At 67.9% G+C, this 24794-nt stretch carries 15 protein-coding genes; 3 read left to right on the top strand and 12 right to left on the bottom strand.

What is annotated here, in order from left to right; translation table 11 throughout:
• Positions 1-804: 804 nt before the first annotated feature.
• Positions 805-2016 (top strand): hypothetical protein, encoded by a 1212-nt coding sequence (locus SCAB_RS10740; RefSeq protein ID WP_013000097.1) that lies wholly within the window; start codon positions 805-807, stop codon positions 2014-2016.
• Positions 2017-2068: 52 nt separating this feature from the next.
• Here SCAB_RS10740 and SCAB_RS10735 read toward each other — a convergent pair whose 3' ends face one another.
• Positions 2069-3250: a hypothetical protein gene (locus SCAB_RS10735; protein WP_010353100.1), complete on the bottom strand. Its 1182-nt coding sequence runs from the start codon at positions 3248-3250 to the stop codon at positions 2069-2071.
• 1 nt (position 3251) lies between these two features.
• The gene (locus tag SCAB_RS10730; RefSeq protein WP_223786378.1) at positions 3252-3719 is read right to left on the bottom strand and encodes a DUF4365 domain-containing protein; all 468 of its coding nucleotides are present in this window, start codon (positions 3717-3719) and stop codon (positions 3252-3254) included.
• Between the two features lie 745 nt (positions 3720-4464).
• Here SCAB_RS10730 and SCAB_RS10725 point away from each other — a divergent pair.
• A complete protein-coding gene (locus tag SCAB_RS10725) occupies positions 4465-5355 on the top strand; it encodes a DUF5655 domain-containing protein (RefSeq protein ID WP_013000096.1) in 891 nt (296 codons plus the stop codon).
• A 392-nt stretch (positions 5356-5747) separates the two neighbouring features.
• On the opposite strand, the gene SCAB_RS10720 is transcribed toward SCAB_RS10725, so the two are convergent.
• From SCAB_RS10720 to SCAB_RS10710, 3 genes are read right to left on the bottom strand one after another with little or no spacing between them, the layout of a single operon-like run.
• On the bottom strand, positions 5748-8501 hold the full coding sequence (locus SCAB_RS10720) for an RNaseH domain-containing protein (protein ID WP_013000095.1): 2754 nt from the start codon (positions 8499-8501) through the stop codon (positions 5748-5750).
• Positions 8502-8506: 5 nt separating this feature from the next.
• Positions 8507-11869, bottom strand: a complete 3363-nt coding sequence (locus SCAB_RS10715; RefSeq protein ID WP_041669044.1) for a pPIWI_RE_Z domain-containing protein — start codon at positions 11867-11869, stop codon at positions 8507-8509.
• Positions 11866-13062: a restriction endonuclease-related protein gene (locus SCAB_RS10710; RefSeq protein WP_013000093.1), complete on the bottom strand. Its 1197-nt coding sequence runs from the start codon at positions 13060-13062 to the stop codon at positions 11866-11868. Before SCAB_RS10710 ends, SCAB_RS10715 begins: the two co-directional genes overlap by 4 nt.
• A 342-nt stretch (positions 13063-13404) precedes the next feature.
• Here SCAB_RS10710 and SCAB_RS10705 point away from each other — a divergent pair, with 342 nt between their 5' ends.
• Entirely contained in the window at positions 13405-15762 is a 2358-nt protein-coding gene (locus SCAB_RS10705; RefSeq protein ID WP_013000092.1) for an AfsR family transcriptional regulator, read from the top strand.
• Between the two features lie 34 nt (positions 15763-15796).
• Here the strand turns inward: SCAB_RS10705 and SCAB_RS46910 are convergent, their stop codons facing one another.
• From SCAB_RS46910 to SCAB_RS10670, 7 genes are all read right to left on the bottom strand, one after another.
• Positions 15797-17035, bottom strand: coding sequence for a hypothetical protein (locus SCAB_RS46910; RefSeq protein WP_148274193.1), 1239 nt, complete (start codon positions 17033-17035; stop codon positions 15797-15799).
• 886 nt (positions 17036-17921) lie between these two features.
• Positions 17922-19298 (bottom strand): DUF317 domain-containing protein, encoded by a 1377-nt coding sequence (locus SCAB_RS10695; protein ID WP_013000089.1) that lies wholly within the window; start codon positions 19296-19298, stop codon positions 17922-17924.
• Between the two features lie 66 nt (positions 19299-19364).
• The gene (locus SCAB_RS10690; protein ID WP_013000088.1) at positions 19365-20495 is read right to left on the bottom strand and encodes a DnaB-like helicase N-terminal domain-containing protein; all 1131 of its coding nucleotides are present in this window, start codon (positions 20493-20495) and stop codon (positions 19365-19367) included.
• The gene (locus tag SCAB_RS10685) at positions 20495-21769 is read right to left on the bottom strand and encodes a DNA cytosine methyltransferase (RefSeq protein ID WP_041669041.1); all 1275 of its coding nucleotides are present in this window, start codon (positions 21767-21769) and stop codon (positions 20495-20497) included. The genes SCAB_RS10690 and SCAB_RS10685 overlap by 1 nt, the downstream gene beginning before the upstream one ends.
• Complete coding sequence (locus tag SCAB_RS10680) at positions 21766-22638, bottom strand: adenine nucleotide alpha hydrolase family protein (protein WP_013000086.1); 873 nt, start codon at positions 22636-22638, stop codon at positions 21766-21768. Before SCAB_RS10680 ends, SCAB_RS10685 begins: the two co-directional genes overlap by 4 nt.
• A gap of 23 nt (positions 22639-22661) precedes the next feature.
• Positions 22662-23639 carry an alpha/beta fold hydrolase gene (locus SCAB_RS43730; RefSeq protein ID WP_231884961.1) on the bottom strand — a complete coding sequence of 326 codons (978 nt, stop codon included), beginning with the start codon at positions 23637-23639 and terminating at the stop codon, positions 22662-22664.
• 107 nt (positions 23640-23746) lie between these two features.
• Positions 23747-24685: a DUF317 domain-containing protein gene (locus SCAB_RS10670; RefSeq protein WP_013000084.1), complete on the bottom strand. Its 939-nt coding sequence runs from the start codon at positions 24683-24685 to the stop codon at positions 23747-23749.
• Between the last annotated feature and the right edge of the window lie 109 nt (positions 24686-24794).

Below are 24794 nucleotides of genomic sequence, written 5' to 3'. Positions count from 1 at the left end.
AGAGGCCCTGGCCCTTTGGGCAACGGACAGCTGTAAACCCTGGCCATAACTTCCGTTCGAACACGAGCGTCCCCGGCAGAGTCCCGTGCCCGCGTAGTAGCGGCTGTCCTGGAAGCCGGGGAGAGCCTGGACGTTCCCTTGCCCACCGTCGCTACTCCACCCCAGGGCGTCGAACGCCAGACGACGGCTGAGGCGGCGGGAACCCGGTCGAAAGATGGTGCAGATGAGGGTGAGGTCGTGACGTTCCGACCCTGGGTAAGCCCTCCCGGCAGCCGGGAAAGGGCCTCTGACCCGAACATTTCTTTATCGGTGGCATCCGGACATGTTCCCAATGGCGCATCATGTGGAGTGCGTCGCGATCCTTGAACCGGCCGCGAAGGGTTCCTGACCTGCGGTTTTCCGGGTGCGCGTTATGTGCGGTGTGGGCGTTACGGGCGATATCTTGACGCTGAAATGACGCTCGTGACGCTCGTCCTGATGGGGCGTCAGGCGGCTTTTGGGCACGTCAGGCCCTGTCGATGGGGTGACTGCTGATGGGGTGTTGAGGGCTGGTGACGCTCTCGGCGATGCAGCCGGAAGTCCCAGAGCAGTCCGAGGGGGACTCCCACGGCAGGGAGCCGCTCTTTCGGGTCTATACAGGGCGTGCTTGCGCGGTGTGGGCTGGCGGCCGTGGAACGACGGCCTACTCCGAATGAACGGCAGCGTGCGCTTCTTGAGCGGCTCGCGGCCGGTGAGGAACCCGGAGCATGGGCGCCGGGCGATTGGCGCTCGGCGTATGCCCTGCGTGACCGTGGGCTTCTGACAGTGGACAAGGGCGGCGGTGCTGCCCGTGCGGAGATCACGGAGGCAGGCCGGTTCTACCTTCGTCATGGCCGCTATCCCGACGACGCGGTGCCTGCCGAACATGGTGGGTCGTCGGTGCCCGTCGAGTCTTCGGCGTCGTACGGTGAGCGTCCCGTCGCCCGCGCACGGCGGGCGAAAGCTCGCGAGTTGGTCGAACGACTCCTCGCTGAAGGACACGTCCGCTTCGCCCATGCCGATGATGAGGAGATCGCGGAATGGCGACGGGCGGTCAACTATGCGAAGCGGCATGGCATGGAGCCGGAGGGGAAGCGCATCGAGAAGGTGCCGTACGGCCTGGCTGGGCTGGAGTTCTTCCTCGCGGAGGGCCCGCATCCCAATGCCCGGAGCCAGAGGCCAGAGGCGGACGCGCCGGCCGTTCGGGTCCCCACGCGGCTGGGGTCCCTTCATCCGGTTGTAGCTGGCCTTAAGGACGATGAGGGGCGGCTGGTGATGCCGTCTGTGCTACGCCGCAGGTCGCTTCTGATGCTGCAAGGGTTGGCCGCCGAGGCGGCGCGGCGAGGGTACGAGGTACGGAAGATCGAGTTGTCTTACCGCTCGCGCGAGGGCGGGATGGGCGTCGTGGTCGGCGGCTTCGCGTATCCGGTCACCATCAGGCAGGAGTTTCCCGAGAGCGCGGATCCGGAGCGGTCCGCGCGTCTCGTCGTGGAGGTCGCCCACGGGTTGGCCGACAGACCCGGCCGCTGGCGGGACCGCAAAAGCCGGACCCTTGAACAATCTCTGGGGCTGGTTCTCGGCGAGATCGAGGCGCGAGCGGTGGAGGACGCCCAGCGCAGAGAGCGGGAGGAACGTGCGAGAGAGGAGCGTGAGGTTCGCTGGCGTGCTGCCATGGAGGAAGCGAAGGAGCAGGCCGTCCGAGAGCAGTTCGCCGAGGTGCTGCGTGAGGAAGCCGGGCGCTGGCGGGAGGCTGTCGTACTCGGTGAGTACTGCGATGCGTTGGAACGTCGTCTTGCCGAGCCGGACGAGGACGTGGATGAGCAGGCCCTGGAATTGGCCCGAGGTTGGCTGGTGTGGGCACGCGAGTATGTGCGGTGCATCAACCCCCTGCTGCATCCTCCGGGTATGCCGACTCCGCGTGATCCGACGTTGGATGAGCTCCAGCCGTATCTGAAGGGCTGGAGTCCTCATGCACCCGAACGCCGTGGTGGCCGGTGACATCCGAGAGCCGCCGTCCTGCCGGTTCCCGCCCTCGATCAGATCGGTGCCCTCACCCGTCCCGTCGCTGTGGCGTTTCGGTGTCCGTCGCTGTGTCCAAGGAGGTGGCCATCAGTGAGGGGTCGGGGCCGAAGTCGTCCACTTCCATGGTGGCCTGACCGCCCGGCGGGCTGGTGAGGGAGCCCTGGACGCGGACGGGGACGCCGGTGTCGTGGCAGTGGACCGCTGCGTGGTAGTCGGTGTCGCGCAGGTCCATCCACACGGTTCTGACGCGGCGGTTGATCAGGGTCTGGACGCCTACCCGCCCGGTTTCGTCGTCGGGGTGGCGGCTGAGGTCGGTGACGATGCCGTAGATCAGGTGCCGACTCGTGTAGATCCGTGTCTTGAGTTGCGCGGATACGCGGTCTACGACGTCGATCGCTGCCTGGTTGAACTCGACGAGTGGTGGTGTTCCCGGGGGTGGGGCGGCCACGCGGGACCAGTTGAAGGTGACGGCGAGGGTTCCGATCGCGTCCGCGCTCACCACCTTGCTGAGAGCCTGGCAGAGTTCGTACGAGACGCCTTCACCTACCGAGTCGGTGATCTCGCTGGGGGTGGGTTCCCGCTCGGCGCCGGCCATTTCCTCAAGAACGCCCAAGGCGCGGGACATGGTGGCGGTGACGCGTCGGTCGAAGAGGGTCTCCTCCACACCTACGTCGATCCGGTCCTGGCCGGGGGAGTACACGTCCTCAGGAGCGCGGGCCTGGCTGATGATGGGCACGATGTACGAGCCACGCCGGGTCTGCCCGAGGCGGACCTCCCGGGCCTGTTCCCTCGCCCGCGTCGGGAAGTTGCGGAAGTGGCCTTGTCGGCGAATCGTCGCGGCGGCGGAGGCCACACGCAGGCGCTTCGCGGAGATGAAGAGTTCGTAGCCGGACTCTAGGGGGATGGATCCGTCGCTGAGGGTGGGGTGGGAGGCTTGGAGGTCGGTGACGTCGTTGAACACGGTGGCGACCGCGTCTTGGACCGTGCGGACGTCGCGTGACTCGACGCGGGCCAGGTCTCCGAGCAGGATATGGGCGCGCTTGGTGAAGTCCGGGGCACCCGGCTTCATGGGGACCAGGACGACCTCGTCCGCGGGACCCGGCAGGCGCCACAGTTCGGCAACGGCACCACCGGAGACCGGGGCCCACCCGGTGACTTTGAGGTAGCTGCGGATCTCCTCGGGACCGAAGTCCGGCTCTGGGTGCACCATGTCAGTTCACCTCCGGGCCAAGGGGGTTGAGCAGCTGACGCGCCGTGTCGAACATGGCCCCTATCGATTTTGCGGTCAGGGGCTGGTGCTCGGGGAGGCTGATCGCGGTGGTGCCCTTGCTGCGTGCCCTGCCTGCGCCGTGCAGGGACGTCCAGTAACCGTGGCAGGCCAGGACTATCGATTCGGGGTGGTGCGTGACCCATCGGCCTACGTCCGGTGGCACGATCAGTAAGGCGAGGTGGCCGGGTGCAGAGCGGTCTGGGTCACGGAGCTTGTCGTATGTCTCGATGTCGAGGTCGAAACTGTAGCCGCCTCGGACGACGCGAGGGCTCTGCGTGCACTTGAGCTGGACGTCGACCATCAACCCGCGCATACGGAGGGTCATGTCTACGCCGTCCTTGTCGACGTTCCAGTCGCAGATGGTGTAGCCCCCCTGTGTAGCAAGTACGTGGACGTAGGCCCGACTCACTTGCTCCTTCTGCCAACTCGTCGCCTCCGTAGCCACTGGCCCCCCTCCCTGGCGTGGACGTGAGGATAAGGGGAGCTGGAGGGCAGGGGGAATAGGGCGTCTACGGTTCCGAGGGCGGTGGCGCTGAGGTTGGCGTCAGCTCCGGTGGTCGGTGATGTTGGCGCCCGTAGCCGTTGAGCGTGCGTCGCGCTGAATGCCGACTACCAAATGTCGTCGGCGAATTCGAGCCTGTCGAGGAGAAGAACGCGTGCAGGATCAGGGAATTTGCCGAGGTCGGTCAAGGGAGGAGGTAAAGCTCTTGATGGTCTCGAGCCGTCCGGATTCCAGTAGGAGCGCGCTGGAAGTTGTCGGGTGTCTCGTAATGGGTGCTGTCTCCGCGAGCTAGTCTTTCGAACCGGCACAGGTCGATCGTTGCGCTCGTTTTCCTTGCGGCACACAACGCAATAGTTCGGGCTGCTGTCGTGCATGGGTTGGGCGGACGCGAATAGGTCAGGTGCTTAGAAGGCGCTTGGCGCATCTCGTCGGCAGGTGCTTTGACCTGCCACTTTCTTCCTCGCTGACACTCTGTCAGGGGTTTTGTGGGACGTATGTGGGACGAGGGCACCTCTGGGACGGGTGGGATGCAGGGGTTCCCGACTGTGCCAGGTGGTCACCGTCTCACATCTCCTCACCTGTTCGGTGCGCCCGCGCGGAAATAGATCTACCCCTCTCCTGCGTTCTCGATCTTCGAGCCGAGGAGGGGAAGGTGTCGGGTCTGAAGCTGTTCCACACGACGAATGGCGGCGTTACGGAGGTCGCGCCGCGTCTTGCCGAGGTCGAGGCGGATGTGCAGGGCCTCGTCGAGGCGCACATGGAGACGATGCTGGGGGTGCGGTTCCTGGCGAGCGAGTACGTCATCGACTGTGCTGACGGCGGCCGGATCGATTCGCTGGGGCTCGATGAGAACGGGGCGCCGGTGGTCGTGGAGTTCAAGCGCGGCACCGCGGCCGGCGTGATCAATCAGGGCCTGTATTACATGGCGTGGCTGATGGCGCACAAGGACGTCTTCCGGAACCTGGTCCGCGACCGGTTCGGGGTATCGGCCGCGTCCCAGGTGCTGTGGAGCGCACCCCGGCTGATCTGTGTCGCCGGCGATTTCACCCGCTACGACGGGCACGCCGTACGCGAGCACAGGCGCAGCATCGACCTGGTCCGCTACCGGTTCTTCGGCAAGGACCTGATTGGACTTGAGACCGTGGCTTCCGTCACCGGGCGGACGCCGGCCGCGCGGCGGGTTCGCCGGAGCGCGGCCGGGCTGCCGCCCGCGCGAGAGCAGGGCGGGGCGCTGGCGGAGCTGGCGGAGGCGGTTGATGAGGTGCTGCTTGGCCTCGGGGACGGCGTCAACCGCGTCGAGCGCAAGCAGTACCGGGCGTATCAGCGTCTGCGGAACTTCGCCTGCGTCTGTCCGCCTCAGAGGAGCAAGCTTCTGGTCTACCTGAAGGTCGACCCGAAGCACGTCGACCTCGTTCCCGGCTACACCCGGGACGTGTCCGGGCTCGGCCACCACGGGACGGGTGATCTGGAGGTGCAGCTCCGTACGCCGAGGGACGTGGAGCGTGCGCAGGATCTGTTCCGGGCCAGCTACGCGGCGGCGTGATCGCTTGACGGCACCGTGGCCATGAGCGTGTCGCGCTTGGTCGTTGGGTGGCGCCTTTCGACGTAGGGGCAGGTGGTGGCGGTGGACTATCAATGATGCGCGGGATCGCCGGTTTGGCTAACCGGCGATCATCCGCTATATTTCCGCTTCCCTCGGAGGCGCTCAGGTGTAATCCCCGGCCCCTACACCAGGGTTCCGTGACTGGGCAGCTGGTCACCAGCACGTAGTCGCTGTTGCGCGCCGGTGCCCCTTCGTGGCGCGCAGTGCTTTGGCGCGCGTGGGCAGGTGCGCCGGGGACCCGCCGCCATACTCACCGCTGCTGAATGGATCTCCGGGCCTGGGCCCGCGTGCCAGTCGGTACTTAGGGGTTTCGGGTGTGCGTTCTTCTGGCTTCAGCTGATGTACTCCTCCATGAGCTTGGCGAGGTGCAGGAGCAGGGGCATGCGCGTCGCGGTGTCCGTGTGGAGGTGGCATCTGCGCAGGTTGTTCACGTACGCGGCCAGGTCGGAGGCGTGGTCATGGGGTTGCTTGAAGGAGACGTGGATCTCGAGGGACGTGGGGTTGGCTCCGTGGCGGGTGGCGTTCTGCTCCTCTGCCGAATACTTGGAGACGGTCTTGGGCAGCTGATGCGTATCCGGCCTTGGGTTGATCGCCAGGAAGGCGTGGTCGTTCCACGGGACGACGCCGGAGTACCTGCCCCACTCCTCGTACGGCAGCTCGGCTGCACTGGATGCCGGCGTCTCTTCGCCGATGGCCACGTCGGGTGAGTCGTCGGCGGGGTCCTCGGTCTCGTCGTTGAAGTTGGCGCCGAATGCCAGCGGGATCTCGTAGGACTCCTCGTTGACGCGAACGATGCGCAGCCCGGGCAGGTCTTCCGGGCGGCGGCCTTCGGCGCGGTTGGGGTGGGCGCAGTCTTCGCCAGGGAGCCGGAGCGAGTCCGGCGTGATGTGGGGATTCTGCAGCCAGGGCCACACATCCTTGTTGCGCAGGGTCTGCGCTCGGGCGAGGAAGAGTCGCTCTGTGCGGGAGTCGATTGCGAGTGCCTGGGTGATGAAGTCGTTCAGCTGGGCCCTGTCGCGGCGCCGCATTCGCCCTCGTCCGGAGGTTAGAGCTCGGGGCAGGTGTTCGATGGGGATGGGCGCTTCGTGCGGATGGCCAGGACGCGCCACGAGTTGGGCTGTGGTGTTGCCGTCGGTATCCATGCGCAGGACGAATGGGACGATCCATGAGCCGGCCTGAGCGACGTGCAGGGTGGCCAGTTCGAAGCGGCCCTTGACGCTGCGGGGTGCGGGCAGGCGGGGCAGATGCCCGAGCGAGCGCAGGAGGTCCTTCACCGAGGAAGCGGCACGCTGCACGTCCTCGCAGCGGATGTCGCTGTCCTCGAAGGGCTTCAGCCCCGCCTTCTTGGCGTCGGGCTTGGGAGCCGCTGTGACCGGGTGCAGGCATTGCACGTGCCGGTTCAGCTCCGGCAGGGTGTCCTTCAGGAACCGCTTGGGGTCGTCCTCTCCGGCCATGGCGAAGTTGACTGGTTTGTCGATCTCCACGAGGCAGCCGATCATGTGGTCGGCTTCGGGGAATTCCTTGCGCAGTGCTTCAGCTCGCTGCTCCCGTTCCTGCTTTCGGTGAGCCTTGCGGGATTCTGGGTCCGCGTGTGGCGGTGGCTTGGGTAGGCCGGAAACGAGGGTCCCGGGATTGCGTAGGACCAGTGTGATCTTGGTGCGCCCGGCATAGTCGTGAACGCCAGGTTCTGTGCTGCGTTCACCAAGGTGTTGGTAATTAAGCAGCTTGGTGAGGGCCAGATGGATTGCTTGATAGGTCTTCGGTGCGCAGTGCCAGAGTTCGAAGTGGTAGTGGGCGTCCTCGCGTGTCGGGGTCAGTCGAGGGGCTCGACGTTGGGGTGTCCTGTCCAAGGCGGGGAGCGGGTCGAAGTTGAGCTTTGCGAGCGGTTCCTTCAGGTGCTCGAAGAGGGTGAGGTGGTCGATGGGCTGCAGGCCGCTTTCCGCAGGGTGGCCGTGTGTGCTGAATTCCGGTTGGACGTCAGCGAGATCGGTCCGAGTGAGGTAGGTGTAGCCGGTGGCGTGCAGCAGCAGCGCGGTGGGTTCCTTGTCTTCTTCGGCGCTGCGGTTGACGCCGGCGGCGCGGCGGGGGTCGGTTCGGACGTCCTCGGGGTTGGGGTAGCGGTTGCTGGCTGGGAGGGAGGGCAGGATGCGCGCGATGCCAGGCTGCCACTGCCACCGCATGTCCTCCTTCTTGCCGCTGACTGTGACCGGTGCGCGGAGGAGCATGGGGCGCTCGACGTCACGCAGTGCGCCCTTGGCCAGGTAGAGCAGGATGGTGGCCGTGGCTGGGGTGTCGCCGCGGCGTGGGATGTACGCAGGCTGGGTACCGCCGAAGCGGGCGATGTGGGGAACGGCTCGGAGGATGAGTCGACCGTCGTGGGGCATGGAGACCACACGCAGTGCTGTCCTGTGGGTCCAGAGGCCGTAGGCCCCGTCATCGTCAAGTTCTCGGGGTGGCCAGCTGTAGATGCTGCGCTCACCGCGGTCGGTCAGTTGGCCAAGAACCGAGAAGCCTTTCGCGGTGTGCCCTGGCAGGGATAGCTTTTCGTCCACCCAGCATCCGGCAATGTAGGTGGCAAGCAGGGAGAAGGTGCTGCTGTGCGGGGTTGCTGTTCCGTTTGCTGCGTTTCCGTGGGCCAGAAGGTCGACCTCTGCCTGCGCCCATTCCAGTGGCAGGGCGCGTTTCACCATGGTGGGCCAGTCGACGTCGTTCTGATGGGGCGCGACGTGTGTAGTGATCCAGAATTCGAGGGCTAGTTGCAGCGGAAGCTCGTTATGGGGCATTCGCATGGCGTGGAGCCAAGGACCGTCTCCCAGCCGGCCTTCGACCGCGAGGACGGCGGGTTCCACCTGCTCGATCAGCTCGCGCAAGGCGTAGGTCGGCAGGTACGGGGAGCGCGCTTTCGGGTTGCTGTTCCAGGCGCGTTCAAGCCGTGCCAGGAGCGACGGTGGGAATTTCGCCGTGTGTACGGTGATGGGCAGTGTGGCTCCGCGGCGTGCCACGAAGCCGGGCGTGATGATGTGGTCGTAGCGCGGCGGCGGCTTCTTCTTGCCGGAATCCGTTGCCGTGCTGTCGGCTTCGGTCATGTCTGTTATCCCCAGTCGATGGTGTCGAGGAGGTGTCCCAGCAGACCCCACGTGGCGGTGTAGATCTGATGGTTGAGGCGCACGTGGGAGTCGGCTGTCGGCCCTGGATCGGCGAGCATTCGGCGTGTGAGTTCTCGGCAGGCGATGAGCACGCTGGTTCGCTCGGTGTCCGGGGCGGTGTCGCGAGGGTCTGCCGCGCGCGGGGCGAATGCCGCGTCGAGGAGGTAGACCTGGACGGGCACATTGCCGCGCAGCCCCCTACCGGTTGTCTGGTAGAGGGAAGCTGACTGGTCTGCAATGAAGGCGTGGCGTAGGTAGTCGTCCTTCATCGCCCGGAAGTTGAGGGGGCGGCCCATCATCGTGCCCCAGGTGGCACGGGCGCCGTACGCCAGTTTCCTCATCTCGCCCGCCGCGTCGGTGCCGGGGGTGTCGCACAGCACCGGCTTCAGAAGACGCTGCATGGCCTGGGCGTTGAGAATTGCGAGAGGGAAGGAGAGGTCGGTGGGCGGGGGGTGGAGGCGTGCCAGATAGAAGATGGCCTGGATGGCGGCGACCCCGCTGTCGTTGAGCATGTTGTGACCGCGGCCGGCAGAGCCTTCGGCAGCCGCCATGACCTGGGCATCGGTCCTGGGGAAGGCAGAGATGCGGCGATGGTTGAGACCGTAGAGCCCGGGAGCCCGGCGGTCGGGGACGACGTGTACAGCACGCACGGCTGTCCGGGTGTTCATGTAATGGGCGCTGGTGGCTGCGTCCTCGGTGCTGAGTACCACGAACAGAGCCCTTCGACGCTCAGGGTCGCATCCTTGGAGTACCTGCTCCAGGAGAGACAAGGCCGCTCCGGGGTCGGGGGTGCAGACGGCGTCCGTCATAGCCCGCACGGCGGCTTGGCGGGCGCCGCGGCCTCCGGCTCCTGACACGTAGATGCCGCGTTCGTGCCCTGGGCGCCGCCGTGGGCGGGTATAGAACCTGCTTTCCCGGATGGCAGCGGCACAGTCGGGAGGCTCGTGCAGAATCAGTGTCGGGAGAACGTCGATGTGGTACCGGGCGGAGAGCGGGTTGTAGCTGGTCGCCGAGGACAGCAGCACGTGCGGGCCCTCGACCCCCTCACAGGCAAGCAAGTCGTGCAGGTGATAGAGCAGCCACCGTCCGACCCCGCGAAGCCACAGCAAGTCCAGTGACCCTCTGCCCTCCTTTGGGCTGGGGGTCCACTGGAGGGCCATCATGTTGCCCATCGGCTGTTCGGGCACAACCGCGAGCAGTTCTGGCCTTGGCTGGTGAGCGAGCAGGTTGTTCGTGTCCTCCACTGCCATAAGCGCGCGGAGCGATTCCTGCATGTGGGAAAGCTCGAACACGGTGGTCGTGACGCGGGCACTCCAGCAGCCCGCGACGAGGACTCGCGCGAGCTCGCCCAAGCGATCGCCGGGGTCGGGCATGTCCTCTGGGATGTGGTGCGTGAGCCAGTCCTGGGCTACTTCCTCGGCGCTCATCTCGGTGTCGTAGCCAGAGGTCATCGTGTCGAGCAGCGGCTTCAGGCCGGCGGGAGGGGAACCGAAGGGGTCTTCGACAAGCCGGGCGAAGTGAGTGTGGAAGTACTCCTCGGCTCGCTCCCACAGATGCGACTGCTGCTGCTCTTCGACGCGGCTGGTGATGCCGTGCAAGGCCCGTGCCAGCTGCATGAGCAGGGTGTGCCCGCTGAATGGCCCGTCAGCCGTCACCTCTTCCAAGAGCTCACTGCCCGAGCCCCTGGCCTCCTCCTGCCCCTCGGCCGACGGCCTCATGAGCAGCGGCAGCAACCCGGCCAGAGCTTCCGCGTGATAGGTCGCGTACTGCTGGTAACGCCGTCCCTGCCGGTCCGCCATCGGCCGGTACCACGTGCGCGCCAGCCCCTCATGCCAGGCCAGCGCAATGCGGCTGCTCCAGCCGTCGGGACTTGTCAGCGGTTCGTGGTGCATAAACGCCTTGTCGAACTGCGTCATCACCTGGTCGGCCTCGTCGGCCACGAGGAGGTCGAGTTCGTGCTGGGCAGGAATCACCCACTGTGTCTTGTACGAGGCGGGCTCTGCCCTGCTGGCGAGGAGAGCGGCCGGCGTCGCCACCCAGACTTGTGCCGTCGGGATTCGGCGTACAGCTGCCTGTACCGGGCACACCGCGAGAAGCGGACAGTCGACAATCGGTGCTCGCTTGCCCGAGGTGTCGACGCGGAGCTTGTCCCGGCAGGGGCGCTCATCCACCGAGAGCGGCGCGGCAATGGGACCGGAAGGTTCCAGGAGACTGTCCAGCAGGCAGATGTCGGTAGCGAAGGCAGCTACCTCGTCGTTGCCGTCCGGGAGCGGCGGTGCTTGACCGTTGTCCGGTACGTAGAGAAGGTCGTCCCAGTAACGTGCCACGTGCGCGGGACGGTTCCTGTGGCCGATCAACGGAACTGCGTCGATGCCCAGACTCCGGAAGAACCGGACCTTCTCCAGTGCGTTCCCGACGGAGGAGACCAGGTACCCGACCCTGAGCCCGCGGTCGGTACAGATCTTGACCAGAACGTCGTTGAAGGTCGTCTTCCCCGAGTTCATCAGGCCCACGACCTGAGCCAGTCCGTCGATCGTGAAGATACCGAGGCCGTTTGTCAGGCATCCGGCTTCGCTGTCCGTGCGAGAAAAGACCATCCTCTCTACACGGCCGGTGAAGTTCTCCGTACGATATCGCTCGCTTGTACGGAGAAGCTGATCCATCTCCTTGGCCGCCTGGTGGAAGTCGTCCTCCGTAAGTTGCGGGAAGGGACGCCTGATTCTGTGCGTCTTCGGTTCCAGGCGACGCTCGGGTGCGGCCTCCTCCAGCCAGTCAGGAATCCGGAACCGGACGATGCTGCCGTCCGCTCGCTTGAGTCGCACCCGCATCCCCGGCGACGCGGGATCATGACCCGCTTCCACCTTGTAGGCCACGGGCACCGACATCGCGTCCCGGTATACCTGCTCCCGCTCCGGCAGCGTGGAACTTCCGCGGCGACGAAGAACGCTGCCGTGGACCACGCGCGTCCCGGCACCGTCGTCAAGTTCGAACAAGCGCAGGTGAGCAGGCACTTTGCAGTAGTCGTTGAGACGCAGCCTCCACTGTCCGCCCCGCGCCGTAGGCCCCATGCGGCGACGCACGTTTCGCACGACGGTCTCAGTGCCGGCACCCGGCAGGGCGTACCCGTCAAGCAACTTACGCATCAGGGTGGCGGGCTGGCCGGGCGCGTACTCGGACAGGAAGAACAGCCCGAGCTCGACCCGGAAGAACTCGCGGGCCGACAAGAAGGGCTTGATGGCCTCGGCCACGCCTGACGACGCCGCCTTGCTTTCCAGCGCTTCGAACCAGCCTTCAATATCCCGGCTCATCGCCGCCGCCCGTCATGCGCCAGTGCGGCTGCGACGAACGCATTCTCACTCATGATCTCGATGCCCTGTACGCGCCCTTGCAGCGAAGTGGTGAGGTCATCCACGTAATCGGGCTGTTCAAAGCGGTGCTGCGCGATGACGAGGATCCGCCGCTGTGACGCAGCACGTGGGTTCCAACGAAACGAGCGCCCGAGAAGTGTGGCGCTGGCGTGATCCTTCACATCGGCGGCCCACCACTCACCGACTCCCATCTTCCCGGTGCCTTCGAAGTCGATGGCCACGTCCACCGCGTCCATGCCCCACCAAGGACGCAGGCGCTGTCGAAATTCCGGTTCCAGGGCAGCAAACATCCGCTGCTCTGCCAGCCCGGGATCGTGAAAGAAGCGCCGAACAGCCCTGTTCTGCACAAAGTATTCGGCCATGATGTCCACAGTTCGGGCAACCGGACCGCCCGTGCAGCCCGGCGTGCCACATCCACGCTGACCGGAGACCGGGTTCTCGCAGCCGTCGCAGAAGCTGAGTACGACGGCGCCGCTGGCCGGCTGAGCCCGGTAGCACTGACTGAACCAGTGCTTCACCCACGGCTGCCCGTTGGTGTCCTTGGCGGGGAAGGCCCGTAGCAGACCGAGAAGGTCGATGTCGGAAGCGACCGCGTGCTTCGTCAGAAAGCCCCGGAGCTGAACGTAGTTGTTCTGGACCTCCTGTTCGGTTTCCCCGTTCCGGTCGGCCACGGCGATCATCAGCTCGTAGCACCGATTCTCGACCAGTTCCGCTTCGGGATCCTTGGACAGCAGGAGCCGCGCGGCTTGTTCGGCAAAGGCCGACGGCCGACCGTTCTCAATCAGAAGGAGCTCAGAATCGCTCTGAGCGACACACAGAGCCAAGGGCCATTGCCCGAGAGGAACGCGACACCAGCGGAAAACATCCGCATGTGAAGTCACCTCGCGGCAGCCGTCCTCCAATGCCCTCCAGAGCAGGCGGGTTACACCGGCCTTCCATGCCGGGGGAAAGCCTGTGGGGTCGACAGAAGGCTGAGCGGAACTCCACAGCGCCTTCTGCTGGTTGGCCTGGATCCCTGCCAGACCCGCTGCCAGCAGTTCGAGCGTCATGTAGTCGTCAGCCAGGTCAGGAGACACTTGCTTCAGATGGGACAGCCGTGCCGGATCTCCCGGCAATGTTGCGTGGGCGGCCAACAGAACCTCTCAGTGATCACCAAATGCCACTGAAACTTAGCAGAGAGTAGTCAATGGTTGATGCCGAGGACGCCTGTACGACGCGGGGCTCGGGGCACTTGCGGCATGGCGAGCTAGCCTGGCGGGCCCGTTGGACGCCGCAAACGGGCCCTGCGACATGCCAGAGAGCGGCCCGCGCCGGTGGCGGGTGACCGCAGGTCCGCGCGCAGTCGGTCAGACAGTTGTGGCCGGGGAGTCGTGCGTGAATCTGCACGTGGCTGGTTGGTTCGAATGCCTGCGGACGCGCACGTGTGATCCCTACGGTGAAGTGACCACAGTTCCAGTTCGTTCGTGGGGAGTGCAGTGGACCCGGAGATCGTCGCTCTCGGGAGCATCGTGATCAGCAGCCTGGTGGGCAACGCCGTGCAGGACGCCTGGACCTGGGGCAAGGGCCGATTGGTGGCGCTGTTCGTCCGTGACGGGGCCGAGGAGGCGGCGGTTGGAGACGAACTGGAGCAAGCTCGTCGCCAGGCGTTGGAGGCGGGGGAGGCCGGCGACGAGGAGACGGTGTCCGAGATCACGGACGAGTGGTCGAGTCGTGTGCTGGAACTGTTCGCTGAACGTCCCGACGCCGTGCGGGAGGTGCGCGAGCTCGTCGGAGAGGCTCTGACGAGGGCGACGCCCGCCGAGGCTTCCTTGGCTCTTCTCCACTACGTCAACCACACAGCTCTGTTCCGGGAGATGGACGGTCACTGGCGTGCCTGCCGGGCGGCCGGGACCTTGACGTCCGTGTTCCTCAGCGGTGTACGAGGGGTGGGGAAGCGAAGCACGGCGCGACAGTGGATCCACTCGCACCGGGACGTCCTCTTCGGGGTGTTCCTCCAGGCCGACCTTGGGATGCAGGGTGGGAGGATGGTGGACCCAGCGGTGGTGCTGGAGCGCTGGCTGGAAGAGCTCGACGTGCCGAGGGACGAGCGTCCGGGTGACGTCCCGGCCAAGGCGCGGCGGGTGCGTCACGAACTGCGTGACCGTTCGGTGGTCTTCCTGCTGGAGAATGTCACGACGACCCGTCAGGTGCGTGACCTGCTGACCGACCAGCCGTACGGCGTCGTCCTCATGACGGGGCAGGAGGCACCGCACGACCTGACGACCTTCCTGGAGTTCCTTCCGCTCCCGGTTCCGGCACTGCGGGACGAGCACGCTCTGGAACTGCTGGTCAAGGTGAGCCGTACCACCGAGGATCCGGCCAAGCTTGAACCGATTGTCCGGCACCTGGGCGGCCTGCCGCTGGCTCTGCGGCTGATCGCCGGACATCTGAAGGCGCCCGTCCCCGGCGTTGTAGAGGACCTCGGTGCCCGGCTCGCCGACCGCGCCGCACGACAGGAGCTGCTCGACGTGGACGATCCGAATCCCCTGCCGGAAGCCCTCGAACTGGCCTACGGGCGCATGGCCGTGCGGACGGCGCAGCTCTATCGCCGCCTGGGTTTGCTGATGTGTGAGGATTTCCAGCTGGACACCGTGTTCGCGCTCGTACCGGACTGGGAGCCGTCGGAGGCGCGCACCGCGCTGAGCGCCTTGATTTCGGGCGGTCTGGTCGAGCGCAGGGGTCTCGACACGTACCGGATGCACATCCTCGTCCACGATCATGCGTCGATCGTCGCGGAGCGCGACGAGACGGAAAGTGAACGCGAGGCGGTGCGGCGGCGGATCGTCCATCACTTCCTGCGGATCACCGAGCGGGGTGAGCAGACGCTGTCGACGCGCTGGCTCTACAGCCCGATGAACGCCTTCCCGGCGGACACAGCAGCCGACGAGCGCCGGCAGACCGAGGTTCTGCGTGAGCTGGCTCGACGCGAAGCGGGTATCTTCGCCGCGGTGCGTTTGGCCGCCGAGGCGGGGCTTCATCTGGAGGCGTGGCGGCTGAGTCAGGCCATCCGGACTTTCTGCCTCCGTACCGGGCGCGACACCCAGTGGATCGAGGCGGCCGAGATCGGTCTCGCCTCGGCGCTGGAGACCGGTGACACGATGGCGGTGGCCCGTGCGTCCTACGAGGTGGGCTTCGCGCATCTTGAGCGCTGGAACGTGGAGGAGGGCGATTCGCGGCTGGCCCGGGAGCACTTCGAACAGGCGCTGAGCCTGGTGAACCCCGGTGTACCCGGACGGACCGAGTGTGAACGTCGCACGGAGTCCAGCGTCCTGGAAGGGCTGGGCCTGCTCGAACGCAAGCTCAAGCGCCCCGGGCACGCGATCGATCTGTTCAGCCGTGCCCAAGCGGCACTGGAGGGGATCGACCATCCCCGTGGCGAGGCCCTCCTCGCTCTGCACCTGGGCAGCACGTACACGGCGCTCGAGCGCCACGACGCCGCGGAAGGTGAACTTCTCCGGGCGGTCGAGGAGTTCGAGGGTCTTCCGGACGGACCGGACCGTTTCAACATGGCCAAGGCCCGGCTGCGTCTCGCCGAGAACCGCCGCGCTTGCGGACGACTGCGCGAAGCCGTCGAGGCGCTGGACCTGGCGGTGGACGGCATGACCGGCGTGGGCTCGGCCTACTACGCCGCGCAGGCCCTCCTGCTGCGCGGAGACGTTCGCGTGCAGTTGGGGGAGCGGGAGGCCGCCGTCGAGGACTGGACGTCCGCCCGCGCGCTCTTCGCGGAAGAAGGCAGCATTCACGAGGGTGAGGCACAACACCGCCTGGAGCGGGAGGGCGGAGAGCGGGAGTAGGAGCCAGCATGCACAGGCCGCCGCCGAGGTGGGCTCAGACGTAGGCCAGGTCGAGCAGTCCCGGGTCGGGCAGGTCGCCGGCGCGCACGGCGATCCGCTCCGACCGTGTCGGGCGGGCAGGGGCCGTGCCCACCGTGCGCTCTCGCACCGTCCAGGCGTAGACCGCTGACGCCGCCAGGGGGAACGCCGCCCAGGCGGGACGCTCCAGCCAGCTCACCCGCACACGACCGCCGTCCGGGAGCAGCGCCAGGCACCCGTCCTCCTCCGTTTCCGCAGCGAGCAGCCCGCAGCCGGAGGATTCCGCGGCATAGGCGCACCACGGGTCTTCCTCCGGACGCGCCGCCGTGCGCCCGCTCGGAACCAGCAGAACGTCGGCGGTACGCGGCCATCGGCGGTCCGGGTCGTCACGGTCGGCGGCCAGATGAGCCGAGGCGATGTGCGGGCCATGACCGTGCTGCCGCGCCGCGGGGTAGCGGCGGACGATCACTTCACCGTCAGCTGCCACAGTGCCGTCGTCCGTCACGGAAACGGTGACGAACATGGGCGCCTCATGAGGAACCCGGCGGGCGCCCGGCCCGGAGGGCTGCGACGGAACGGGTATCGCGGACACGGACGCGGGATGGCCGGGTTCGTCCAGCCGCAGCCAGGTGTAGAACAGCCGGCGCAGCAACTCGGCGCTGCGGCCCGGTGCCGACGTGACGGTCTCCCCGACCGCCTGGAGCTCTGGATCGTCCCGCTGCCCGTGCAGGGCGGCAAGCTGGCACAGCAGGGGGCGATCGGCGGACAGGCGAGGCAGTATCCGGCCGAGCCTGGCCATGGGGGATCCCGGTGCCACCTTCGATTCGTCGAAGGCGCCGAGAATGCAGGGGATTCCCAATGCAGTTCCATACATGGTCAAGGAGCCGTGGTCTCCCAGAAGAAAATCAGCCGAACAGAGGGCCGCCTTCCATGTGTCGCTTTCCGGAACCGGTAGGAGAAGCCCGGAATCTAGAAACGGAGCCAGCCAGCTGTGGAGCTGCCACGAGCCATGGCCATGCCAGGAATTCGGGTGGACAGCCGCGAGTACGCGGAATTCTTCAGCGGAAAGCTCGGCCAACACTCGACGGAGAACGTCGGCGCGGGGTGAGCCGAGCACCGAACCGCTTCCCCAGGTCGAGGACACGACCACGAGCCGCTGACCCGGCAAGAGCCCGAACGCCTGCCGGTAGCTCTCACGGAAGGGGAGGCTGGCACGCAGTTGGTCGATACACGGGTCGCCGGCCACAACAGCCATGGGCAACGCCTGCGGACAGCCGACCGCAAGCCGATCGAGCTGCTCCTTGTGGGACAGGATGATCGCTGACGGGACAACGTCCCCATCGTGCAGGAGCCACTCCTCCGTGAGCCCGAAGGCTCCCGGCTCCCGGCTCCCGGCTCCCGGCTCCCGGCTCCCGGCTCCCGGCTCCCGGCTCCCGGCTCCCGGCTCCCGGCTCCCGGCTCCCGGCTCCCGGCTCCCGGCTCCCGGCTCCCGGCTCCCGGCTCCCGGCTCCCGGCTCCCGGCTCCCGGCTCCCGGCTCCCGGCTCCCGGCTCCCGGCTCCCGGCTCCCGGCTCCCGGCTCCCGGCTCCCGGCTCCCGGCTCCCGGCTCAAGTATTTATTATATCCTGCCCCATGGGGTGCGCCAATCAGCGGAAAACGAAGCTTGTGCAAGTCCCCGCCTCGATTTGTAGCGAGAGCGAGGTCGAAATTCTCCGCGACGGCGACCTGCCAAGGGATCGTCAGCATTCCCCGGCGGAGCAAGAAATCGGATACACCTCCGTCCAAGGCGGAGGAATCTGTGCAGGAGAAGACAACCTGAATCCGCTCGTCGCCGTCGAAGATCGCAAGAAGGTCCAGGAGCCGGGTGGCTGACGTGATGTTGTGCACAACACCGAGAACCCTCCGCTGCGGCGAGACGGTCATCCAAAGCCGCCCGTCCGGTCTGAGCGGCAACGGCAGCCGGTCAGCGTTTGCCACCTGTCAACTCCTGCCTCCCATCATTCTGCGGTGACGCCGTCGCGCCGCCACCGGTCTCACCATAGTCTCGCTCCCGAAGCCCGATCCCCTGCCCGTCGGTTTTCGATGACCGATGCCCGGCCAACTGTGCGCAGTGACCGAGGGCTGGGCACGAGGCAAACCCCCTCAGCGGGTTCGGCTCGACTGCGCTGTTGTTGCTCTGTGGGGCGGTCCTGTGGGGGCGGTGGCGAGGTGCGCGGGGTGCTTCACCTCCAGGGGGGTGTACGTCCGCGGCCCCGTGCCGTGGGCGAGGTTCTCGGCGAGGTCGGCCAGCAGCACGCTGGGGGCGTAGGGGGATGCCGTGACAGTCCAGGTGGGGTGGTCGATGCTGGGGCCGGCCCAGATGGTCCAGGTGGCGAGCGTGCTGTTCGGCGTCTGGGCGGCGAAGGCGTCGAACTGGATACCGACGTCCCCGGACGGGTTCGTCCAGCGGAGCCAGCGTCCGTCGACGGTGTGTTTCCATCCGGCGTCGGTGAGGGGTTTGGTGGCGGCGGTGACGGTCTTCTCGTCGACGGGGCTGCCGATGGCGGTGTCCCATGCGTCGCCTTCGGCGAGGTGGTGCACCAGGGCCTGGAGCACGGGGGCGGGGGTGGTGCCGGTCGCGGTGAGGTGCCACATGCGGTCGGAGACGGGCGTCTCGTATGCGGCCACGGTCCAGGCGGCCTCACGCGGATCGGCTTCGTGGATGCGCTCGATGCGCAGAGTCTGTGATTCGTGGACCGCGTAGCTGGTGTCGTCGGTCCAGGTCCGCCACTTCTCCCATTCGTCGTGTGCGTCGAGGAAGGTGTCGAAGAGGGCGTCGTGGTCGCCGGCATCGGCCAGGTAGGCCGGAACGGTCTGCGGCTCCGGGCGGGCCGGCTCGGGCTTGGCTGCGGTGAGGGCGAGTGGGGTGCGGGTTTCGGCGGCGGCGCGTTCGGTGTCGGTGAGGGGCGCCGGGCCGGGGCGCATCTCGGCGCCGTGGACCTTCTCGAAGGCGAGCATGGCCCCAGCGGGTGAGTCGAAGGTATCGGCGACTTGCCGCAGGTGGTCCTCGCCGTGGAGGTAAACGGATTTGCCGTTGCGGCCGAGGTAGGTGCCGACCGCGACGGTGGTGTGGCCGTCGTGGGCGTGGGCGTGGATGAGGAGCTGGCCGTGGCGGATGTCGTCGTGGATCTTCTGGGCCTCGTTGGAGACCTCGCGGATTTCGCTGCGGGTGCACCAGGGCATCGGGTAGTTGGCCCAGGTCCATTCCTCGTCCATGGCCTCCTGGAGCCGAGGGGTGATTTCGACGGTGATGCCTCCGGCGGTCAGGTGTTTGGCTGCGTCCTGGGCCCAGTAGGGCTCCTCGTGGTCGATGCGGACCAGGACCAGGACGTTGTCGGCGACGACGGTCCAGTCGGCTGCCTCCAGGCCCAGGTGGGCGATGTGGGCCTGGGTGCCGGTCAGGACGGCGGTCACGGCGCTGGGATGGGTGGGGTGGGTGTCGAGGTGGACGTGGGCGTCTATGGGGAGTGTGGTGGTCACGTTGGGGTGTCGTCTCTTCTGCCGGTGGCCGGGTCTTCGGGTCCGGCCACCGGCGTATGCGGGGTGCTATCGGGTTGCTCGCGCGGCGCGGGCGGTGTGGGCGGCTGTGGTGGTCGGCGGGCCGGCGCGAGTGGTGGGCGTCGGCCGCGGTCGCTGCGGCGGAACCGTTGCGGTGGCGTGCTGCCAGCGGGTGCGGATGGCGCCGAGGCAGGCGAGGGATCGCCGGGCGCCGGCGACGAGTTGGAACGGGGTGTTCGCGGGGTCGCCGGCGTACGCCTCGATGCGTCGGCCGGTGTGATCGGCGGATGCCAGGAGGGAGCGCTGCAGGGCGCGCTCGCCCCAGTGCTCCACGGAACCGGCTGGTTCGGCCAGCAGGCGGAGCACCTCGCCCGGGTCGCTGCCGTCGTCCAGCAGGCCGCGCTGTTGGGCCTCCCACAGGATGGTGACGGGGTCGACGGGCTCGCGGCGCCGGGCAAGAGCGGTCAGGCACTGCCACAGGCCAGCGTGCAGCGGCAGGGTGAGGTCGTCGGGGAGCAGCCACCGGACGGACTCGATATCGGATGGGTGGGCGGTGGCGGTCGCGAGCAGCAGCCTCTCCTCCTCGACTGCCTCGATGTAGTCGGGCGTGATGGCTGGCGGTGGTGCCGGCGTGCGGGGCAGGACGCCGCCGCGCGGTGGGAAGCGGCTCGCGATGTCGTCCACTACCGCGGCGAGCGCGTCGGCCTCGGCGAGCACCGTCTGGACGGGGTGTGGGAGGGAGACGTCGTGGACGGTCTGGACGAGGCGTTCGGCGGCGGTCTGCAGGCGGCGGCGGGCGTGTTCGGCCTCGACCATCCGTGCGTAGGCCGGTGCGTGGCGGGGCCAGGGGCAGACCTGGACGAGGGTGTGCAAGTAGGAGGCGGTCAGTCCGCGCGCCTGCTCGCGCGCCGTGGCGAGCACCTGGTCGAGCCAGTCGGTGTTCTTGGCGTGCTCGGCCGGGTCGGGCGGGGGCAGGGTGCTGATCGCTGCGTACAGGGCGGAGTGCGCGGCAGTGGAGAACGAGGTGCCGGCGATGCCGGTCACGTCGGCGAGACGGTGCGGATCGAGGAGGAGGGCGCCCAGGAGGGCCTGCTCGACGTAGTGCACGGGCGGCGGCGTATGCGTGTCGGGCAGGTCGTCGAGGCCGCCGTCCTCGTCAGGTTCGGGGGTGCGGGTCATCAGGCGGCGAGGGTGAAGTCGTTGGGGTCGAGGGTGACGCCGAGGTGCGGGGCGAGGAGGTGGCCGGCGAGCAACGGCGGTACGGCGTTGCCGATCTGGGAGAACTGCTGGCCCTTGTTGCCGGCCCAGGGGTAATCGGCGGGGAAGGTCTGCAGGAGGCCGGCCTCGCGGGCGGTGATCCGGATCGGCTCCGGCACCGCTGGCGTGTCCGTGTCCTGCGTCGGTGCGAGGGCCGGTGCGGCGACCCAGGTGCACTCGTTCGCCCGGTGACCGAAGAACAGCGTGCCTGCTGGCTCGGACAGCGGACGGATGGTGGCGTTGGCCTGGTTGTTGCTGCGCAAGGACCAGGACCAGCGGTGTGCCTCGGCGGTGAACGTCGGCGCCGGGGCGGCGGCGGTCCGGTTCTCGCGGGTGCCGTGCCGGGCGGCCCATCCGGCTCCTTCGCGGCGGGACTGCAGGACCACAGCCTCCGGTCGCGGCATCCAGGTGCCGCGGTCCCGGGCGTCGGAGAGCGTCTTGCGGGAGCCCGAGGGGAACGGTTCGGGCCCGCCGCCGGGTCCGCCGCCGGCGCAGACGGTGGGGACGGGTCGGTCGGTGGCACCCCAGCCGAGGGCCTCGGCCATCGACACCCATCGGTCACGGCCTGGCCCGAACAGGCTCTCCGGCTCGGCGGTCTGGGCGTGCGTGGGTGGTGGGGGCTGGGCGGTGCGGACGCGGGAGGCGAGCAGGATTGCCCGCCGCCTGGTTTGCGGTACGCCGAAGTTGGCGGCGTTGAGGATTCCGTACCAGACCGAGAACCCCCATCCGCGCAGCACGGAGGCGTACTGCTTCCACAGCGGCAGGACGTCCGGCACTTCTTCCATGGCGACCCATTCGGGCTCGCCGACGGTGTTGAGGGCGTGGAGGTAGCGCATGGGCTCGGCGGCCAGCAGCGAGCGTTCGTCCCGGCAGGCGGTCAGCAGCTTCTCGCGGGTGTCGCGTCCGGCGGCGAGGTCCGCCACTGCCTGGTGCACGAGCGGCTGGTCCACCAGGCCGAGGCGCTTGCCGGCCATGGACCATGCCTGGCAGGGCGGGCTCGCGATGAGCCCGTCGGTCCTGCCGAGGAACGGCCGGACGGGGTACAGCGCCACGTCGGTGCGAATGGTCAGCTGCCCTGCCGCCGCACGGGTCTTGCAGGCCCACTCATCCCATTCGAGGCCCACGTCCCGTGCGCCGAGGACGTTAAGTGAGTGGCTCCATCCCCCCGGTCCCGCAAATAGGTCCAGGATGGTCAAGAGGCCAGTCCGAAGTCGTCCTGTGCCGGCTCGACTTCACCACGGCAGGCCCACGGGGAGCAGCCGTCGGCGACTCCTTGCTCCAGCTCCTGAAGGTCAGGTCCGCTGTCGGTGAGTTCTTGCTGCATCGCTGCCCATTCGGCGGCTGTGACGTGATCGATGGGAGCTTCGCTGAGGGGCACGCGGGAGCGGTGGAGAAACGCCTCGCCGAGCAGCCGGTTGCCGGTGGCGTTGGCGCGGGCGTTTCCCTTGCGGATGGCCGCGTCGAACTCCACCGCGTCCTCCCATTCCTCCGGGGAGTTGTCGCGGATGTTGCGCCATTGGGCGTTTCCGTGGAACGGGCACCCGAGGCAGCTCGATTTCGGGGTATCGGCCAGGTCGAGCGACGTCAGATAGCGGACGCAGTCGCTTCTTGACCAGCCCATGTCGATGAGCGGGTGCCGGTTGCGCATGTACTTGACGTCGGCGTCCTTGGCCCGGTGGAATTCGTCGGTGGAGATGCCGACCCACTGCTCGACGAAGACGCCCTTGGGGATGCGTGCCGGATAGGGGTAGCCGAGTATTTCGCGGACCTTTTTCTTGATCGGCTTAATTTTATATTCCCCGGTGCATTGCCGCCTGGTCATACCCGGATTTCCGTCCTTGTTCAGGACGTAGAGCGGCATCGATGCGAACCTGTGGTCGGGGTCCAGGGCATCCTTGCGTATGTTTCCGGACGATACGCGGAGAACGGGTATGCCTGCGGGTCCGGCTATTTCTCGCTCCAGCCGGTCGAGATGGGAATAAACGGCTCTCGGTTCCCATCCTGTGTCGGCGAAAATTGCGTAGTCGACCTTCGGGAGGATGCCTTGTGCGGAGAGGGCGAGCATGGCGCTGGACTGGATACCGGCGCCTAGTGAAATTGCCCGGAAGGCAGGGAGTTCGGAAATGATCGGTCCTGGGGGTGAGGAGGGTGGGGGCTCGGTTCGGCGGCGAGGCGGGTGATGCGGTCGCTGATGAGCTCGGGGTGGCGGATCGGCAGCGCATGCGTGGTGCAGGGGAGGATCTCCAGGCGGGCGGCAGGGAGTTGGGCGGCCAGCTGCCTGGTGTGAGCGGCGGGGATGTGCCGGTCGTCCGCGCCGGCCATCAGCAGCAGCCGGTCGCCGAACTGGTTGAGCACGGTGGCGTCAAGCGGCTGGTAGCGGCGCAGGCACTGCCACAGGTCGGCGAGATCGCGGGTGTGGGTGTGGCGGATGCCGTGGCGGCACGGCGGCGGCCCGTCGGCCGGCTGGTCGGGTTGGGGCGCGAGGCTGTAGGGGTGTGTGGTGGGCAGCCGGTGCCGCAGGAGGTCCACGGCCTGGGGCGCGTGGGTGCAGGTCAGGGCGAACAGGCTGCGTCCGGCGGCCAGGAGCCAGGCGCGCGGGTCGCGTCCGGGCAGCACGCTCGCCCCGCGTGCGGTGGGCGACAGCAGCACCATGCCCCGGATGTGGGCCTGGTGTTGGGGGTGCAGGGCGGCGAGTTCCTGCAGAACGAGGGCGCCCAGGGAATGGCCGGCGAGCACGAGCGGCCCGGCGGGGACGAGGTGGGTCAGGATGTGGTGCAGGTCGTCGGCGAGCTGCCGGATCGTCAGCGGTGCCTGGCCGCGCGGGGTGTGACCGTGTGCGCGCTGGTCGTAGCGCACGACGGTCAGGCCCAGGCCGGTCAGGTGCCGGGCGTGGACGCGCCACAGGTCCGCGGTGACGGACGCGCCGTGCGCCAGCACGACCGTCGCGCCGCCGGGACGCGGGCGCACCGGGGTGTCGCGGTAGACGGACAGGCGAGTGCCGTCCGCGGCGGAGACCGACGACACCTCGGTGGTAGAAGCCGGGTTGCGCACAGGTAGGACTCCCAAGGGGGATTAGTAGGGCAGCCGTTCGCCGTCCGTGCCGGCGGGCCTGGGGCGGGCGCGCGGTGGCCTTCGGCGGGTGGGTCGCGCTGGATCCCGGCGGCGGGCATGTATCAGCGGCGCGGGCCCGGCGTGACGGCGGGGGCGGCAACGGCGGGCGGCCGTGTCGTGGTCGACCAGCGCGGAACGCTGGCGGTCGGCAGTGCAGGACTGCGAGCCGCCCGGGCGCGGGCGAGGTCCCGCGGTGTGGGCGCCGCCACGGCCCGGGGCGCCGCGGGGGCGTCCGGCTTCAGCGGGCGCAGGTGGGCGTGGCACTCGCGCGGCACGCAGGCGCGTTCACGTGAGACCGGCGCCGGATCGGCCAGAGCCGTGGCGAAGGCCGCGACCAGGTGGGCGGGGGTGGCGCTGTGGAAATCGGCCTCCCACAGCGCTCGCCGCGCATCCGGGGCGGCAAGGATCCTCGCGCGCCACGCCTCGTCCCGGGCCACCTTGTGCCCGCCGAACGAGGAGGGAGGGCGGTATTCCAGGCGGGCCAGCCGGTCGGGCGAGGTCGCGGTGATGTGCCAGCCGTCCACGGTGATCTGCCAGCGGGCGGCGCGCAGGACCTCCCACACCATCTCCGGATGGTCATCGCGCTCGCGGTAGGGCTCGTCGTTCCATCGGCCCGCGGTGACGTCGGCGTCCAGGGCGGCGGTGACGGCGGCGACGATCTCGGGCGGGGTCTCGTCGGTGAAGGCCGCGGTCCACGTCGGTGGGGCGTGCAGATCCGTGCGGCAGCGGATCTGCCACAACGCGGTGGCGTCCGGCATCAGTTCGGATGCTTCCGGGACGTAGGCGATGCGGAGTTGGCTGCCCATGGTCGTGACGTAGAAGTTGCCCATCTCGTCACTCATGTCGTGCCAGTAGTGATGGGTCAGCGGGACGAAGGCGTCGGTACCGCAGTAGGCACTGCCGGCGAGGTAGCCAGGGGCGACGAGCACATCGTCATCGGTACGGTCACGGCCGGCCCGCTGCGTGCGGCGCAGGCCGGGGTCGGGGCGAGGTTCGGGCACAGGGGAGTCCAGGGGTGGGGAAGAGACGGAGCGCTGCGGACGGCCGTCAGGTGCCAGCGTGCAACGACCCAGGCGGCGCAGGAGCTTGAGCTGTGCCGAAGAGGCCGGG

The organism is Streptomyces scabiei 87.22 (genome assembly GCF_000091305.1).
GTDB lineage: Bacteria > Actinomycetota > Actinomycetes > Streptomycetales > Streptomycetaceae > Streptomyces > Streptomyces scabiei.
Note: the sequence above shows the minus strand (reverse complement) of the source record. Positions and strands in the feature narration are given on the sequence as shown.

Excerpts from the sequence above, each read along its gene's own strand:
- SCAB_RS10735 (WP_010353100.1), bottom strand. The coding sequence starts at position 3,250 with ATGGTGCACCCAGAGCCGGACTTCGGTCCCGAGGAGATCCGCAGCTAC.
- SCAB_RS46910 (WP_148274193.1), bottom strand. The coding sequence starts at position 17,035 with ATGGCTGTTGTGGCCGGCGACCCGTGTATCGACCAACTGCGTGCCAGC.
- SCAB_RS10715 (WP_041669044.1), bottom strand. The coding sequence starts at position 11,869 with ATGAGCCGGGATATTGAAGGCTGGTTCGAAGCGCTGGAAAGCAAGGCG.
- SCAB_RS10690 (WP_013000088.1), bottom strand. The coding sequence starts at position 20,495 with ATGACCCGCACCCCCGAACCTGACGAGGACGGCGGCCTCGACGACCTG.
- SCAB_RS10720 (WP_013000095.1), bottom strand. The coding sequence starts at position 8,501 with ATGACCGAAGCCGACAGCACGGCAACGGATTCCGGCAAGAAGAAGCCG.
- SCAB_RS10680 (WP_013000086.1), bottom strand. The coding sequence starts at position 22,638 with ATGCTCGCCCTCTCCGCACAAGGCATCCTCCCGAAGGTCGACTACGCA.